General features: G+C 68.1%; 15 protein-coding genes. 8 read left to right on the top strand and 7 right to left on the bottom strand.

Translation table 11 applies throughout. From position 1 onward, the window contains the following. Position 1 precedes the first annotated feature (1 nt). The 3 genes from FB464_RS14995 to FB464_RS14985 all read right to left on the bottom strand — a co-directional run bounded on the left by FB464_RS14995 (position 2) and on the right by FB464_RS14985 (position 2,958). On the bottom strand, positions 2-979 hold the full coding sequence (locus FB464_RS14995; RefSeq protein WP_116416328.1) for a carbohydrate ABC transporter permease: 978 nt from the start codon (positions 977-979) through the stop codon (positions 2-4). Beyond that, complete coding sequence (locus FB464_RS14990; RefSeq protein WP_116416329.1) at positions 976-2,304, bottom strand: ABC transporter substrate-binding protein; 1,329 nt, start codon at positions 2,302-2,304, stop codon at positions 976-978. Before FB464_RS14990 ends, FB464_RS14995 begins: the two co-directional genes overlap by 4 nt. 87 nt (positions 2,305-2,391) lie before the next feature. Then, positions 2,392-2,958, bottom strand: a complete 567-nt coding sequence (locus FB464_RS14985) for a TetR family transcriptional regulator (protein WP_116416330.1) — start codon at positions 2,956-2,958, stop codon at positions 2,392-2,394. Between the two features lie 123 nt (positions 2,959-3,081). Here FB464_RS14985 and FB464_RS14980 point away from each other — a divergent pair, with 123 nt between their 5' ends. Further along, positions 3,082-3,981: an SDR family oxidoreductase gene (locus FB464_RS14980; RefSeq protein WP_116416785.1), complete on the top strand. Its 900-nt coding sequence runs from the start codon at positions 3,082-3,084 to the stop codon at positions 3,979-3,981. Here FB464_RS14980 and FB464_RS14975 read toward each other — a convergent pair. Continuing rightward, the gene (locus FB464_RS14975; RefSeq protein WP_116416331.1) at positions 3,963-4,778 is read right to left on the bottom strand and encodes a ferritin family protein; all 816 of its coding nucleotides are present in this window, start codon (positions 4,776-4,778) and stop codon (positions 3,963-3,965) included. The genes FB464_RS14980 and FB464_RS14975 overlap by 19 nt on opposite strands. Positions 4,779-4,861: 83 nt before the next feature. On the opposite strand from FB464_RS14975, the gene FB464_RS14970 reads away from it, so the two are divergent. Together FB464_RS14970 and FB464_RS14965 are read left to right on the top strand one after the other, a co-directional pair. Beyond that, positions 4,862-5,341, top strand: a complete 480-nt coding sequence (locus tag FB464_RS14970) for a DUF2975 domain-containing protein (protein WP_116416332.1) — start codon at positions 4,862-4,864, stop codon at positions 5,339-5,341. Then, complete coding sequence (locus FB464_RS14965; protein WP_116416333.1) at positions 5,341-5,553, top strand: helix-turn-helix domain-containing protein; 213 nt, start codon at positions 5,341-5,343, stop codon at positions 5,551-5,553. The genes FB464_RS14970 and FB464_RS14965 overlap by 1 nt, the downstream gene beginning before the upstream one ends. Positions 5,554-5,569: 16 nt before the next feature. Here the strand turns inward: FB464_RS14965 and FB464_RS14960 are convergent, their stop codons facing one another. Beyond that, positions 5,570-6,193: a TetR/AcrR family transcriptional regulator gene (locus FB464_RS14960; protein ID WP_116416334.1), complete on the bottom strand. Its 624-nt coding sequence runs from the start codon at positions 6,191-6,193 to the stop codon at positions 5,570-5,572. Positions 6,194-6,280: 87 nt separating this feature from the next. On the opposite strand from FB464_RS14960, the gene FB464_RS14955 reads away from it, so the two are divergent. The 3 genes from FB464_RS14955 (at position 6,281) to FB464_RS14945 (ending at position 8,082) form a co-directional block, all read left to right on the top strand. Beyond that, entirely contained in the window at positions 6,281-6,847 is a 567-nt protein-coding gene (locus FB464_RS14955; RefSeq protein ID WP_116416335.1) for an NAD(P)H-dependent oxidoreductase, read from the top strand. A gap of 131 nt (positions 6,848-6,978) precedes the next feature. After that, on the top strand, positions 6,979-7,566 hold the full coding sequence (locus tag FB464_RS14950) for an RBBP9/YdeN family alpha/beta hydrolase (protein WP_170152018.1): 588 nt from the start codon (positions 6,979-6,981) through the stop codon (positions 7,564-7,566). 66 nt (positions 7,567-7,632) lie between these two features. Further along, the gene (locus FB464_RS14945; protein ID WP_116416337.1) at positions 7,633-8,082 is read left to right on the top strand and encodes a hypothetical protein; all 450 of its coding nucleotides are present in this window, start codon (positions 7,633-7,635) and stop codon (positions 8,080-8,082) included. Here the strand turns inward: FB464_RS14945 and FB464_RS14940 are convergent. Together FB464_RS14940 and FB464_RS14935 are read right to left on the bottom strand one after the other, a co-directional pair. After that, a complete protein-coding gene (locus FB464_RS14940) occupies positions 8,051-8,692 on the bottom strand; it encodes an alpha-ketoglutarate-dependent dioxygenase AlkB (protein ID WP_116416338.1) in 642 nt (213 codons plus the stop codon). The genes FB464_RS14945 and FB464_RS14940 overlap by 32 nt on opposite strands. A gap of 43 nt (positions 8,693-8,735) precedes the next feature. Further along, positions 8,736-10,304 (bottom strand): putative Ig domain-containing protein, encoded by a 1,569-nt coding sequence (locus FB464_RS14935; protein ID WP_170152019.1) that lies wholly within the window; start codon positions 10,302-10,304, stop codon positions 8,736-8,738. A gap of 109 nt (positions 10,305-10,413) precedes the next feature. On the opposite strand from FB464_RS14935, the gene FB464_RS14930 reads away from it, so the two are divergent. Both FB464_RS14930 and FB464_RS14925 read left to right on the top strand, forming a co-directional pair. Beyond that, complete coding sequence (locus FB464_RS14930) at positions 10,414-10,758, top strand: hypothetical protein (RefSeq protein WP_116416340.1); 345 nt, start codon at positions 10,414-10,416, stop codon at positions 10,756-10,758. A gap of 46 nt (positions 10,759-10,804) precedes the next feature. Next, positions 10,805-13,276 carry a phosphoketolase family protein gene (locus tag FB464_RS14925; protein ID WP_116416341.1) on the top strand — a complete coding sequence of 824 codons (2,472 nt, stop codon included), beginning with the start codon at positions 10,805-10,807 and terminating at the stop codon, positions 13,274-13,276. Positions 13,277-13,284 lie beyond the last annotated feature (8 nt).

Raw genomic sequence — 13,284 nt, 5'->3', positions numbered from 1 at the left:
CCTAGTCGACCAGGTCACGGGTGCGGCTGACCCGCCACTGCACGGCGGTGAAGACGAGCGTCAGCACCAGCAGCACGACACCGATCGCGGCGGCGTAGCCCTGATCGCGAGTGACGAAGCCGTTGTTGTAGGCGTAGGTGACGAGAACGGATGTCGCGTTCTGGGGCCCCCCGCCGGTGAGCACGAAGACGATGTCGAACACCTGGAACGAGTAGATGACGTTCATGATGAGCAGGAAGAACGACGAGGGGCCGACCAGCGGGACGGTCACGAACCGGAAACGCTGCCATCCGCCGGCGCCGTCGAGTCGCGCCGCCTCGTACAGCTCCGGGCTGATGCCCTGGAGGCCGGCCAGGTAGATCAGCATGTTGAAGCCGACCCGCCACCACAGCGTCACGATGACGACGGAGGCGAATGCCGCCGCGCCGCCCGACTGCCACTCCACGGCCGGCAGCCCCACGGCCTTCAGCAGCTTGTCGAGCACGCCGTTGTTCTGGTCGAACACCAGCACGCCGATGAGCGCCGTCGCGACCCCTGAGATCGCCATCGGCAGGATCAGGATGCTGCGGAACAACCCACGCGCCGGAAGCACCGAGTTCATCAGCACGGCCGCTCCGAGGCCCAGCAGCATCGACAGAGGGGTGACGATCGCGGTGAACAGTGCCGTGTTGAGGGTGGACCGCCAGAACACCGGGTCCGTGGCGAGCCGCGCGTAGTTGTCGATGCCGGTGAACGTGCCGGCGCCGAAACCGTCGGTGCGCTGGAAGCTGATGACCACTGCCGACACCAGCGGCACGATGACGAAGACGCCGAGCAGCAGGAGGTTCGGGGTGAGGAAGGCGTACCCGGCCAGCGATTCGCGGGCACGGCTGCGGCCGCGGTGGCGGGGGCTCGCCGTGCGCGCGTCCGATGCGGAAGGCGCGCCAGACACGGCCGCAGCGGCGGCTGCGCCCGCGCCCAGGCCCACGGCCGCGGTCATGACCCGGCCGTCGCGGCTGCGATCCCTGTCGTCATCGCCGAGAGCGTGTCCGTGGTGCTCTGTCCGCCGACGAAGGCCTGCTCGAGCTGGTCCTGCAGCACCGTGATGATCTTCGACATCGACGGCGAGGTGACCTGGCCCGAATCCTTAGCCTGCACGCTCGACGCCTGCCCGACGAACACCGGTGAGAGCTCGGGGCGCACGGCGAAGTCGATGCCGCTCGCGGTGAGGTCCGCCCGGGTCGGCAGCAGCGAGGCCCCGGCGCAGAACTGCCGCATCTCGTCCTCCTGGGTGACGAACTGCAGGAAGGCACTGGCGAGGTCCGGGTTGGCGGTGGCCTTGGTCGCGACGAGGGCGTTTCCACCGAAGTCCCCGGCCGAACGCACGTTGCGGGGGGAGAAAGTGGCGCCCCATTCGAAGTCGAGCGTCGACGCGGCATCCGGAATGAGGAACGCACCCGCCGACACCATCGCCGAGGTCTGCGCGTACCAGATGTCGCTGGCGAGGGTCGTCGACTTCACCGAGTTGTTCTGCGGCACGAAGTTGGCGCTGAAGAAGTTCTTCGTGAAGTCGACAGCCTGGCGGCCCGCATCCGAGTCGATCGCCGGTGCGACCAGGTCTTCGGCCAGGAACCGGCCATCGGATTCGAACAGCCAGCTGAGCCAGCGGGTGACCCCGTTCCCCTGCCAGTTGGCGGCGTACGGGTACTTGTCGGCCGGCAGCGACGTGCGGAGCTTCTGCAGCACACCCTCGAACTCGTCCCAGCTCCACGCGTCGTCGAGAGTGGTCGGCACACTGGTGACGCCGGCCGTCTCGAGGGCCGCCTTGTTGTACAGGATGACCGAGGTGTCGGTGTGGTGGGGAACACCGTAGGGCGTGCTCTTGTTCTGTACAGCGGCCCAGGCGGCCGGGGTGAAGGTGTCGCTGAAGCCGGAGGGCAGGTAGGTGCTGAGATCGAGCAGCTGCCCGCGCCCCGCATAGCTGCCGAACGTGTAGTACGGAACCCGGAAGATGTCGGGCGGGTTCCCCGCCTGCAGCTGGGCGTCGATGTTCGTGAACATCTGGGCGTAGGGCACCGCGTTGAGGTTCACCGTCGCCCCGGCGTTCGCCTGCTGGAAGCGGTCGATCGCCGAGCGGAAGCCCGCGAGTTCGGCGTCGGTGCCCCAGGTCGTGAACGTGAGGGTGCCGGTGGCTGCGCCGCCGGACGAGCCGGTCGCACCGCCTCCGGAGGTCGTGGCGGGCGGCGCGAAGCCGCAACCGGCGAGCAGGAGCGGCAGCGAGGCGGCTCCCGCTCCGATGAGGATCTGGCGGCGGGTGAGCTCCATGAGCGGTCCTTCCGGAAGAGGGGCGGGTCAGTAGTCTCACCCGGCACACAGGAACTCCGACAGGGCTTGCGCGCGCTGCAGAAAGTCTCAAGCGTCGGCGGTCAGCTCCCGAAGCTCGGCCAGGGCGAGACGGATGCACGCGGGAAAGTCGCCCGGCGAGTCGTCGCCCACCCAGGTGTCGAAGCCGATCGAGAACACGCTGACCCCCGTGTGCCCGGCCAGCCGCGCGGTGAGAGGAGCGACTCCGCGTTGCCGGAGCGCGTCGGCGGCCGACTCCCCGAGCGCCGAGAGTTTCAGCAGTTCGCGCTCCATCAGGCTGGGGTTCGCCGCGAGCAGGGCAGCGCGCTGCCGCGACCAGCCCCGGTTGACGCCGATCAGGGCGGCGCCCGCGAACATCCCCGCGAGAACGGCGTCGAGGGGCGGAGCCGTGGTCGGCGCATCCACAATCGCCTCGAGAACGACCCGCCTGAGCTCCACCGCACCGCCGAAGAGCACCTCGCGCTTGTCGGTGAAGTAGCGGAAGAACGTGCGTTCGGTCACGCCGGCCCGCTCGGCGATCTCCGCGGCCGTGGTCTGCTCGAACCCTCGCTCCACATAGAGCTCCATGGCACTCTGCATCAGGCGGCCCTCGGCGCCCGGTTCCCATCGTCCCATGTGCCCATTCTAGCGAGGGCGGAGAAAGTGATGTCGGTGACTGACATGGTGTGCTACGGTTTTGATGTCAGCAACTGACATGGATGCTCCGGCCCACGAGCCGGAGGAATGGAGCTCTGCATCATGCATGTATTCGTCACCGGCGCTTCCGGCTGGATCGGCTCGGCCGTCATCCCCGAACTTCTGGATGCCGGTCACCGCGTGACCGGTCTCGCCCGCAGCCAGGCGTCGGCCGACGCCCTCACCGCCGCAGGCGTCACCCCGCTCGCGGGCAGTCTCGACGACCTCGACAGCCTGAGGGCGGGGGCCGCCGCCTCCGACGGAGTGATCCACCTCGGCTTCAAGCACGACTTCAGCGACATGGCCGGGGCCGGGCGCACCGAACGGGCCGCCGTCGCCGCCCTCGGCGACACGCTCGCGGGCTCCGACCGCCCGCTGCTGTTCGCGGCCGGCGTCGCCGGGCTCACCCCGGGCCGCGCCGTCACCGAGAACGACGCCTCACCGGCGGTCGGCCCCGATGCCCCCCGCGGGGGCGGGGAGAACTTCGCGTTCGAATACGCCTCCCGCGGAGTGCGCCCCGTCGCCCTCCGCTTCGCGCCCACCGTGCACGGCGAGGGTGACCATGGCTTCATCTCGACGATCGCCGGAGTCGCCCGTGACCGCGGCGTCTCGGGGTACGTCGGGGACGGCGCCAACCGCTGGGCAGCCGTGAACCGCGCCGACGCCGCCCGGCTCGTGCGGCTGGCACTGGAGCAGGCCGAAGCCGGCGCGATCGTGCACGCGGTCGGCGAGGAAGGCATCAGCACCCGCGAGATCGCGGCGGCCATCGGCGACGCCCTCAGTGTTCCGACAGAGTCGGTGGCTCCGGATGCCGCGGCCGACCACTTCGGCTGGATCGGCATGTTCTTCGGCTTCGACATGTCCGCGTCGAGCGCCCTCACCCAGGAACGGTACGGCTGGACGCCGACCCACCCGGGACTCCGGGAAGACCTCGCCGCGGGGTACTACACCCGCGGCGCCTGACGCTCGTACTCGCCCGAGAAGTACTCGATCGAGTCGACGGCCGGCCCGAACGGCACCGCCTCCGCGCCCAGCCGGAACGCCGCAGGCACCGCGCGCCCGAACTGGCGGAGCGCCCGCCGCCAGAACACGGCGGGAGGGAGCCCGAGGGAGCGCATCGCCGGCCCGTGATCGAGCGCGAGCACAGTGGCCGCTCCTACAGCGACCAGCCAGGCGGCGCCCGCCGCGAGCATCCGTCCCGCCCGGGGCGTGTGTTCGAAGCCGGCCCGCAGCTGGTCGACCTGGAACTTCACGTGCTCGACCTCGTCGGTCAGCACCCGCCGGGCCACCCCGTGGATGACCGGGTCGGCCGACCGGCTGAGAGCGCCGAAGTACTCCATCGCCGTCGTCTCCGCGATGAGGAAGAGCATCACCTCGGTGCGGAGCCCGAGCATCCGGCGCAGTACGACAAACGCGACATCCGACCAGTGCGAGGTCAGCCGGCTCTCGCCGAACCGTTCGAGGGCGGCGGCGAAGAGGGCGGAATGCTTCTGCTCCTCCCCGATGAAACGCACCAGGGCCGAGTCGTAGGCGGGGTCGTTCCGTCGCGCCGCCTTGCCGAGCAGGCCCTTGCCCTCGCCGCTCTCGCCGAGTTCGAAACGTTGCAGCGAACGCGCGATCGCGACGACGTCGGCGGGTGGGAGGAGGCAGACCGACTGCCACGGGATCATCGCGTCGAGGCGCGTGTGGCGCGCCGTATTGGCTTCGAAGTAGGCGTCCCAGACGGCGAAATCCGGGTTCTGCGGTGTTGGCATGGGCATCCGATCTCTCTTTGCGGTAGTCTTGCGATCGTTAACGTATCGAATATCGATACCTATTGCACGCTTTTCGATATGGAGTGCCGATGTCCCGTTCGAGTCTGCTCACGCTGCGGGTGCTGCTGGTCCTGCTCTTCGCCGGTGCCCTGGCCGCTCAGGTCACCTCGGTCGCGCTCGCTTCGGAGACCCTGGAAGGCCTTCCAGCCGGCGTGCTGGCCGCACTCATCATCGCGGGAGCGGTCGCGGTCGAAGTCGTCCTGCTGAGCGCGTGGATGCTCGTGGCCCTCGTTCCGGGTGACGCCATCTTCGACGACCAGGGCCGAACCGACCCCTGGGTGAGGATCGCTGTCGGCGCACTCGTGGTCGGCGCGGCGCTCGGAGCCGCGGGCTTCGTGTTCTTCGCCGCCCTGCAGGGGGTGGCTCCGATCTCCGCCGGACCGTCCCTCCTCGTCTTGTGCGGCGCTGCGGCGGGCGTCGGCGCCGCCCTCGCCCTGCTCGTCGGCGTGATGCGCCGACTGCTGCACACGGCCATCCGCCTGCAGAGCGAACTCGCCGAGGTGATCTGATGCCGATCGTGATCAACCTCGACGTGGAGCTTGCGAAGAAGAAGATGAGCGTCACCGACCTGGCCTCGGCGATCGACCTCGCCGTGGCGAACGTGTCGATCCTGAAGAACGGGCGAGCCAAAGCGGTGCGGTTCTCGACGCTCGACGCCATCTGCAGCGTGCTCGGCTGCCAGCCGGGCGACATCCTGAGCTACGTGCCCGAGACGGAGTGACGCGGGCGGCGGCGGCTCAGGATGCCCGCGGTGCCGTCACCCGTCGGACCAGGTCCTCCCAGGCATTCGCCACCCGCTCCATCGTCACGTTCTGGCTGCGGTTCTCGTAGAGCACGAGGGTCGCATCGAGACTGGCGAGCAGGGTGAACACCAGCACCGGGGTGTCCCCGTCGTAGCCGGCCTGGTTCAGCAGGATGTGGAGGTGCAGCGCACTCGCCGCGCGCGGGGCCGAGGCGTAGCGTTCGTCAGGTCGGTCCTCGGCCGCACGCAGCAGGTCGCCCTGCAGCTCGAGCATCGCGATGCGCTCCCGGCCGAACGCGACCAGCCGGTCGGTCGCCGGTGCCCCCGGCCCGAGCGGCGGCGGGCCGCTCATGAACCGTCGCTGGAAGTCGGTCTCAATGTCGTTGACGAGGGCGAGCATCAGCCCGGTGCGAGTTCCGAACCGCCGGAAGACCGTTCCCTTGCCGACACCGGCCTCGGCCGCGACCAGGTCCATCGTCAGCCCGTCGACCCCGCGGCCTTCGAGGAGCCGGCGCGCGGCGGCCAGGATGAGGGCGTGGTTCCGCTCGGCGTCGGCGCGGGGCGGCCCCGCAGGTGCACCCAACAGCAGAGGCCGAGGCGGGTGTGGCCGGGCATCCATCCCCCGACCGTAGCACTGCGGGAATAAACGGACCACGGTCCGGTTGCATCTCCTGACAGCAACACCCCCGACCTCTCAGGAGAAACCATGTCAGACACCTCGATCCTCGTTCTCGTCGGTAGCCTCCGCGCCGGCTCCACCAACCGCCAGCTCGCCGAGGCCGCCATCGGCGTCGCACCCGCGGGCGTCGACCTGACCATCTACGAAGGCCTCGCCGACATCCCCTTCTACAACGAGGACATCGACGTTGAGGGCTCGGTTCCCGCCGCCGCCACGGCCTTCCGCGACGCTCTCGCCGCAGCCGACGCCGTGCTCGTCGTCACCCCCGAGCACAACGGAACCATCCCCGCCGTGCTGAAGAACGCCATCGACTGGGCCTCGCGTCCCTTCGGTGCGAGCCCCATCACAGGCAAGCCGCTGGCCGCGATCGGCAGCGCCTACGGCCAGTTCGGTGGCGTCTGGGCCCAGGACGAGGCCCGCAAGGCCCTGACCATCGCCGGCGCCTCGGTGCTCGAAGAGATCAAGCTCGCGATCCCCGGCTCCGTCGTGCGCTTCGCTGAGATCCACCCGAAGGACGACGCAGAGGTCGTCGGCCAGCTCGAAGCCGTCGTGCAGGGCGTCGTCGCGGCCGTCTCCGAGAAGGCTGCTGCGTAACCGCCCGGCAGCCTTGTGCAAGCTGAGCCCGGTCACGCTCCTGGCGCCCTACGAGGGGTGGCAGAGGTGGGCGTGACCGGGTCGCTCGTGTAGCGTCGCCTCTCGACGAGATGTTCACGGAGAGGTTGCGGATGCTGTTCACCATCGTTCCCGGCAGCGGGGGCTCTGGCCCCGACCATTGGCAGACGCTCTGGGAGGCAGAGCTGCCCGTCGCCGTGCGCATCGCGCCGCCCTCCTGGGACGATCACGACCCGGCGGACTGGAGCCGCTCCCTCGACGTCGCGGCCGACGCCCACGGCAGCGAGCGCGCGGTGCTGGTCGCGCACAGCTTCGGCTGCCTCGTGGCGGTGGACTGGGCCGTGCGGAACTCCTCCCGCGTGGCCGGGCTGTTTCTCGTGGCACCGCCCGACCGGCGCGGAATCGCCCGCGACATGATCGCGGGCCTCGACCACACCGATGACATCCGGCTCGACGTGCCGGCGGAAGTGCTGATCAGCACCGACGATCCGTACTGTTCGAGTGAGCGTGCCCTGAAACTCGCTCGTGCGTGGAGGGCGGTTCCGCGGGTACTGGGTGCCCTGGGCCACATCAATGCGTCGAGCGGGCTGGGTGCCTGGCCCGACGGTCGGCAGATGCTCGACGAATTCGTCATCACGGCGGCCGGGCGCCCGGCGGTGCGGCCGTCGTTCCGCACTTCTCCTCCCCAGAGCGCGTCCTGACCCGGTTGTCCACAGATCCTCCGCGCGGCCCTTCGGACGGTGGATGACCGGGGCATCCTTCTCGGTATGAACACTCTCCTGGCCGCCACGGCCACCCACACCCCGCTGACCACTGATGCACAACTCGAAGACCGCGTGCTCGCGCTGATCGGCACCGCCGGTCACCGCCAGCTCTGGCTGATGTTCCTCGACAACGACGACGACCAGCTGCCGGTGGTCATCCCGCTCGACGACCTGCCCCGGCAACCGGATCGCGCCGAGACCGACGTGCTGGTCGGGCACCTCGCCGGCATCCTCCAGCAGGTCGCAGCCGTGCAACTCGTGCTGGTGTGGGAACGCCCCGGAAAGGGGAAGCTGACCGAACCCGACCGGGCGTGGGCGAGTGCCATCGCCCTGAACTGTGCCCGCCGGGGCGTTCGCCTCCGCGCGCAGCTGCTCAGTCACACGCGCGGCGTGACGATCCTCGACCCCGCGGACTACGCCGTCACGCCGACAGGCGCTTCCAGTGCGGCCTGAACTGGAAGCTGATGCGCGGGCCGACGGCCTGCTTCGTCTTCAGGATCGCGTGCTCGTGCGTGCGCTGACAGCTGCCACCCATCACCAGGAGGTCCCCGTGGCCCACCGGGAACCGTTGCACGTCTCCCCCGCCCTTCGGCCGGAGCGAGAGCGTTCGGGCGGCCCCGACAGACACGATCGCCACCATCGTGTCGCGGTCGATCGCCCTCCCCACCCGGTCACCGTGCCAGGCCACGCTGTCGTCGCCGGTGCGGTAGAAGCAGAGACCGGCCGTCTCGAAGACCTGGTCTCTCGGGCGGGCGTAGTGATCGTTCAGGTCGTTCTGCGCCTGCTCCAGCACCGGGTCGGGGTACCTCGCCTCCGGTCCAAACCACGACACGAGCCGGGGCACCTCGACCACCCTGTCGTACATCTCCCGCTTGTCGGCCTGCCACGGAACATTCTGGGCGAGCCTCTCGAACAGCGCGTCGGAGTTGGTCACCCACCCCGGCCGGATGTCGAGCCACGCGCCCTCGCCCAACTCGATGCGGTGCACCGAGGAACCCAGGGGCTCGAGTTCGGGCTCGGCGTCGATGTCGTCGAAGAGAGAGGTCTGGAATGCGATGCTCATACGTCGAGCCTACCGACATTCGAACATATGTTCTACAGAACTCCTAACAGGCCTGCCGACCGGCGATTTCCGAACGAAGACACGGGGAAGTTCCGACTGGGCTGACCGTCAGCATGTACTCGACGCTACTGCTGCCACCCTCGTTCGTAGCGGTGAGCCTGAAGCTGAACGGGCCTGGGGTAGTCGGCTTCCCGGTGAGCGCGCAGCCAGCGGAAGCCAGTACGATTCCGGCTGGCAACCGGCCACTCGTAACGGAGCAGGTCACACCCAGCGGAGAAACTCCGACCGGGTTGAAGCGATAGTACGTCCCGACTCTGGCAACCGGCAGTTCATCAGAGGTCACCAGGGAAGGGGGCGGCGGGGTCACGACGAAGTCGTACGAACGAACCACACCCGGCCCGACCCCGTTTGACGCCGTCAGCGTGAAGGTGCTGTGCCCGACAGTCGTCACCCGTCCGCTGAGCGTACCTGCACTCCAAGCGAGACCCGGAGGCAGGGTGCCCCCGAAGGAAAGCGAAGGCAGGGGGTTGCCGGTTCCCGAAAAGTAGAGATCGACCCACGACCCGACAGCATAGATGTTCACACCGACTGGCATGATCGCCGGGGACGTGGCAGGGAGCGGTACAACCTTCCAGATAGTGTCGAAGGAGGTCATCGGCTCAGATCGGATCGCGTAGACGTGACCGCCCTTCGGATCTGCGGCCACAAGGTGGAGGTATCGCACGGGGTACGGATCGGCTGTCCCGTCCAGCAGCAACGGGGCGTCAGCTCGGCCGTCGAAATATCGCACGGTGTATCCGTCGGCCACGTAGACGAGGTGGTCGATGGGGTCGACCGTGAGGCTGAGTGCCCCCCTGACACTGACTACCTTCTTTGAAGTCGGAACTGGATCCCGCCCATCGAAGGAGTGGATACTTCCGTCGTTCCGGCTCGCCACGAAGACGATGTGGGTCGACGTATCGATGGCGATGTTGTCCGGGTAGTAGGCCGTTGCCACGGTGGCCGTCACGCGTCCGCTGGCCAGGTCAATACGACTGACTGTGTTCGACTGAACATTGCCCACGAAGGCCGCGCCTGCTCCCGGATCTATAGCTATCGACGAGGGGCCAGCAGGAACTGCCAGGGCAGACAGGGTCGGATTCACCAAGGTGCCGTCGAATGAGTAGACCGTGTCCGTTGTCTGACTGGTCACGAGAACAGTGTGCGTGACCGGATCGACGGCTATTCCCGTCGGAATTGAGCGGAGCGGGATTGTCGCGACGACCGGGCTGCCGACCGTGCCGTCGAATGCTGAAATAGTCTTCGATGCCGCGTTGGCCACGAACACTCGATGCGTCACCGAGTCGACAGCCACCCCGATCGGCTCAGCGCCGACGGTCACCGTTCGGGTCGACCCTTCGGGCGCGGCCTCATCGAACGAGGTCACGAGATTGTCGTGGTCGCTTGTGACATACACCCGGCCAAGACCGGAATCCACACTGATCGCCGACGCGTGGAGCCCAAGGGAGACACCGGGCGACTCAGCCAGGGCTCCGGGGGCTGCCAATGTTCCGCCGGCCAGCGCGGCGAGAACAACTCCGGTACTGATTCGAGCAGCAAGGTGAAAGCGCATCCCGCAACTGTACATGAGAATACTTCACTTATGAGCGTGCGATGAACCCTGGGCGCCGAAGAAGGTGAAAGGGGTTACGCCCGGCCCGCCAGTGGGATAGACCGGAGGAATGACGAACCCCGGTTCCGACAGTCAGCCCGAATCCGACCCCACCAGAGTCACCAACCAACCCTCACTGACCACCTCGACGGGTCGGATCTGGCTCGTCGTCGGCGGGCTCTTCGCGCTGATCGCAGCCGTGATGCTGTTCGCGCTGATGCCGTTCGCCCCGCATGGCCTCGCGGCCGTGGCGCTCGTGGTCGTCGTGCTGCTGTACGTCGCGATGGTGATCACACAACTCCTCACCCGCCGGGGCCGGCCGCGCCTCGGCATCCTCGCCGCCCTGATGATCCTGATGGCGGTCGTCTCGCTCGGCAGTGTGCTCGTGCTCGCCGCAACCCAGACAACGGTCTAGACACCGACGAAGCTCCTCCCCCGATGAAGCTCCAAGGAAGGTTCCCATGAACACCCCGAAGACCTGGCCGCGCCTCGACCCGCAGAAACTCGAGGGCGAAGAACTCCAGAGGGTCAATGCCTGGTGGCGCGCGGCGAACTACCTCTCGATCGGGCAGATCTACCTGCTCGACAACCCGCTGCTGCGGGAACCCCTCAGCCGCGACGACATCAAACCGCGCCTGCTCGGCCACTGGGGCACCACCCCGGGCCTGAACTTCGTCTACGCACACCTCAACCGCATCATCCAACAGCGCGATCAGGCGACGCTCTACATCACCGGCCCGGGTCACGGCGGCCCCGGGATGGTCGCCAATGCCTGGCTCGACGGCACGTACAGCGAGGTCTACTCGCCCATCACGCAGAACGCGAAGGGCATGAAGCGACTGTTCCGCCAGTTCTCGTTCCCGGGCGGCATCCCGAGTCACAACGCCCCGGAGACGCCGGGTTCCATCCACGAGGGCGGCGAGCTCGGCTACTCGCTCTCGCACGCCTACGGTGCCGCCTTCGACAACCCGGACCTTCTGGTCGCCTGCGTCATCGGCGACGGGGAGGCCGAGACCGGCCCGCTCGCCACCAGCTGGCACTCGAACGCGTTCCTGGATGCCGCACAGGACGGTGTCGTCCTGCCGATCCTCCACCTCAACGGCTACAAGATCGCGAACCCGACCGTGCTGGCCCGGATGCCCGAGGAGCAGTTGCTCGCCCTGATGCGCGGCTACGGGCACAACCCGCACTTCGTCTCGGGCGGTTTCGACGGGGAAGATCCTCTGCTCGTGCACGAACGGATGGCCGAGACCCTCGATCTCGTTCTGAATGAGATTGCCGCGATCAAGCAGCAGGCCGCCGAGGGAACCCTCGAGGGCGCGCCGAACTGGCCCATGATCATCCTGCGCACTCCGAAGGGCTGGACCTGCCCGGCCGAGATCGACGGCCTGCCGGTCGAGAACACCTGGCGCGCCCACCAGGTGCCGCTCGCGAACGCCCGCGACACCGAAGCCCACACGCGCATCCTCGAAGACTGGATGCAGAAGTACAAGCCCGATGAACTCTTCGACGAGTCGGGCAGGCCGCGGGACTTCATCACCGCGCTCGCGCCAGCCGGCGACCTGCGGATGAGCGCCACCCCGTTCGCGAACGGAGGCGTGCTGCGGCGGGAGCTCGACCTGCCCGATTTCCGCAGACACGGGGTCGACGTGCCCTCCCCCGGGGCGACCAGCGAATCGGCGACGAAGGTGCTCGGAGACTGGCTCGCGGGTGTGATCGAGCAGAACCCCGACAACTTCCGGATCTTCGGGCCCGACGAGACGGCATCGAACCGGCTGCAGGGCGTCTACACCGAGACCGACAAGCAGTGGAACAGCGCAATCTGGCCCGTCGACGAGCACCTCGCCCGCGCCGGCCGCGTCATGGAGATGCTCTCCGAGCACCAGTGCGAGGGCTGGCTCGAGGGCTACCTGCTGACCGGCAGGCACGGGCTGTTCAACTGTTACGAAGCGTTCATCCACATCATCGATTCGATGGCCAACCAGCACGCGAAATGGCTGAAGGTCTCCCGCTCGATTCCCTGGCGACGTTCGATCTCCTCGCTGAACTATCTGCTCTCGTCCCACGTCTGGCGGCAGGATCACAACGGCTTCAGCCACCAGGATCCCGGGTTCATCGACCACATGGTGAACAAGAAGGCCGATGTGGTGCGGGTCTACCTCCCGGTCGATGCGAACACCCTGCTCTCGACCTACGACCACTGCCTCCGTTCGGTCGACTACATCAACGTTGTGGTGGCAGGCAAACAGCCCGCCCCCAACTGGCTCACGATGGACGAAGCAGTCGCACACTGCACGCGCGGGCTCGGCATCTGGGACTGGGCCGGCACCGAGGTGCCGGGCGAGGAGCCCGACGTCGTGCTGGCCTGCGCGGGCGATGTGCCGGCCCTCGAGACCCTGGCGGCGGCAGCCATGCTCCGCGAGCATCTGCCCGATCTGGCGGTGCGGGTCGTGAACGTGATCGACCTGATGCGCCTGCAGTCCGAGACCGAGCATCCGCACGGTCTGCCTGACCGGGAGTTCGACACCATCTTCACGACGACGAAGCCGGTGGTGTTCGCCTACCACGGGTACCCGTCGCTCATCCACCGCCTGACCTACCGGCGCACCGGGCACACCAACCTCCATGTGCGCGGCTACAAAGAGGAGGGCACCACGACGACCCCGTTCGACATGGTGATGCTGAACGACCTCGACCGGTACCACCTGGTGATCGACGTGATCGACCGGGTGCCGGGGCTCGCCGTGCGCGCCGCCTCGCTCCGCCAGGAGATGCAGGATGCCCGGATGCGCGCCCGGGCATACACCCGCGAACACGGGGAGGACATCCCCGAGGTGGCGAACTGGACGTGGACGAACGACGGCGGCGGCGCGGGCATCTCGCAGCAGAGCACGATGGCTGACGACACCGGCGGGGACAACGCGGTGGCTTAGGGTCGGCG

This window comes from Subtercola boreus, from assembly GCF_006716115.1.
GTDB lineage: Bacteria > Actinomycetota > Actinomycetes > Actinomycetales > Microbacteriaceae > Subtercola > Subtercola boreus.
The sequence above is the reverse complement of the archived record's forward strand: the minus strand, read 5'-3'. Positions and strand labels throughout refer to the sequence as shown.

Coding starts and splice junctions, on each gene's coding strand:
- FB464_RS14995 (WP_116416328.1), bottom strand. CDS start 979: ATGACCGCGGCCGTGGGCCTGGGCGCGGGCGCAGCCGCCGCTGCGGCC.
- FB464_RS14990 (WP_116416329.1), bottom strand. CDS start 2,304: ATGGAGCTCACCCGCCGCCAGATCCTCATCGGAGCGGGAGCCGCCTCG.
- FB464_RS14985 (WP_116416330.1), bottom strand. CDS start 2,958: ATGGGACGATGGGAACCGGGCGCCGAGGGCCGCCTGATGCAGAGTGCC.
- FB464_RS14980 (WP_116416785.1), top strand. CDS start 3,082: ATGCATGTATTCGTCACCGGCGCTTCCGGCTGGATCGGCTCGGCCGTC.
- FB464_RS14975 (WP_116416331.1), bottom strand. CDS start 4,778: ATGCCCATGCCAACACCGCAGAACCCGGATTTCGCCGTCTGGGACGCC.
- FB464_RS14970 (WP_116416332.1), top strand. CDS start 4,862: ATGTCCCGTTCGAGTCTGCTCACGCTGCGGGTGCTGCTGGTCCTGCTC.
- FB464_RS14965 (WP_116416333.1), top strand. CDS start 5,341: ATGCCGATCGTGATCAACCTCGACGTGGAGCTTGCGAAGAAGAAGATG.
- FB464_RS14960 (WP_116416334.1), bottom strand. CDS start 6,193: ATGGATGCCCGGCCACACCCGCCTCGGCCTCTGCTGTTGGGTGCACCT.
- FB464_RS14955 (WP_116416335.1), top strand. CDS start 6,281: ATGTCAGACACCTCGATCCTCGTTCTCGTCGGTAGCCTCCGCGCCGGC.
- FB464_RS14950 (WP_170152018.1), top strand. CDS start 6,979: ATGCTGTTCACCATCGTTCCCGGCAGCGGGGGCTCTGGCCCCGACCAT.
- FB464_RS14945 (WP_116416337.1), top strand. CDS start 7,633: ATGAACACTCTCCTGGCCGCCACGGCCACCCACACCCCGCTGACCACT.
- FB464_RS14940 (WP_116416338.1), bottom strand. CDS start 8,692: ATGAGCATCGCATTCCAGACCTCTCTCTTCGACGACATCGACGCCGAG.
- FB464_RS14935 (WP_170152019.1), bottom strand. CDS start 10,304: ATGCGCTTTCACCTTGCTGCTCGAATCAGTACCGGAGTTGTTCTCGCC.
- FB464_RS14930 (WP_116416340.1), top strand. CDS start 10,414: ATGACGAACCCCGGTTCCGACAGTCAGCCCGAATCCGACCCCACCAGA.
- FB464_RS14925 (WP_116416341.1), top strand. CDS start 10,805: ATGAACACCCCGAAGACCTGGCCGCGCCTCGACCCGCAGAAACTCGAG.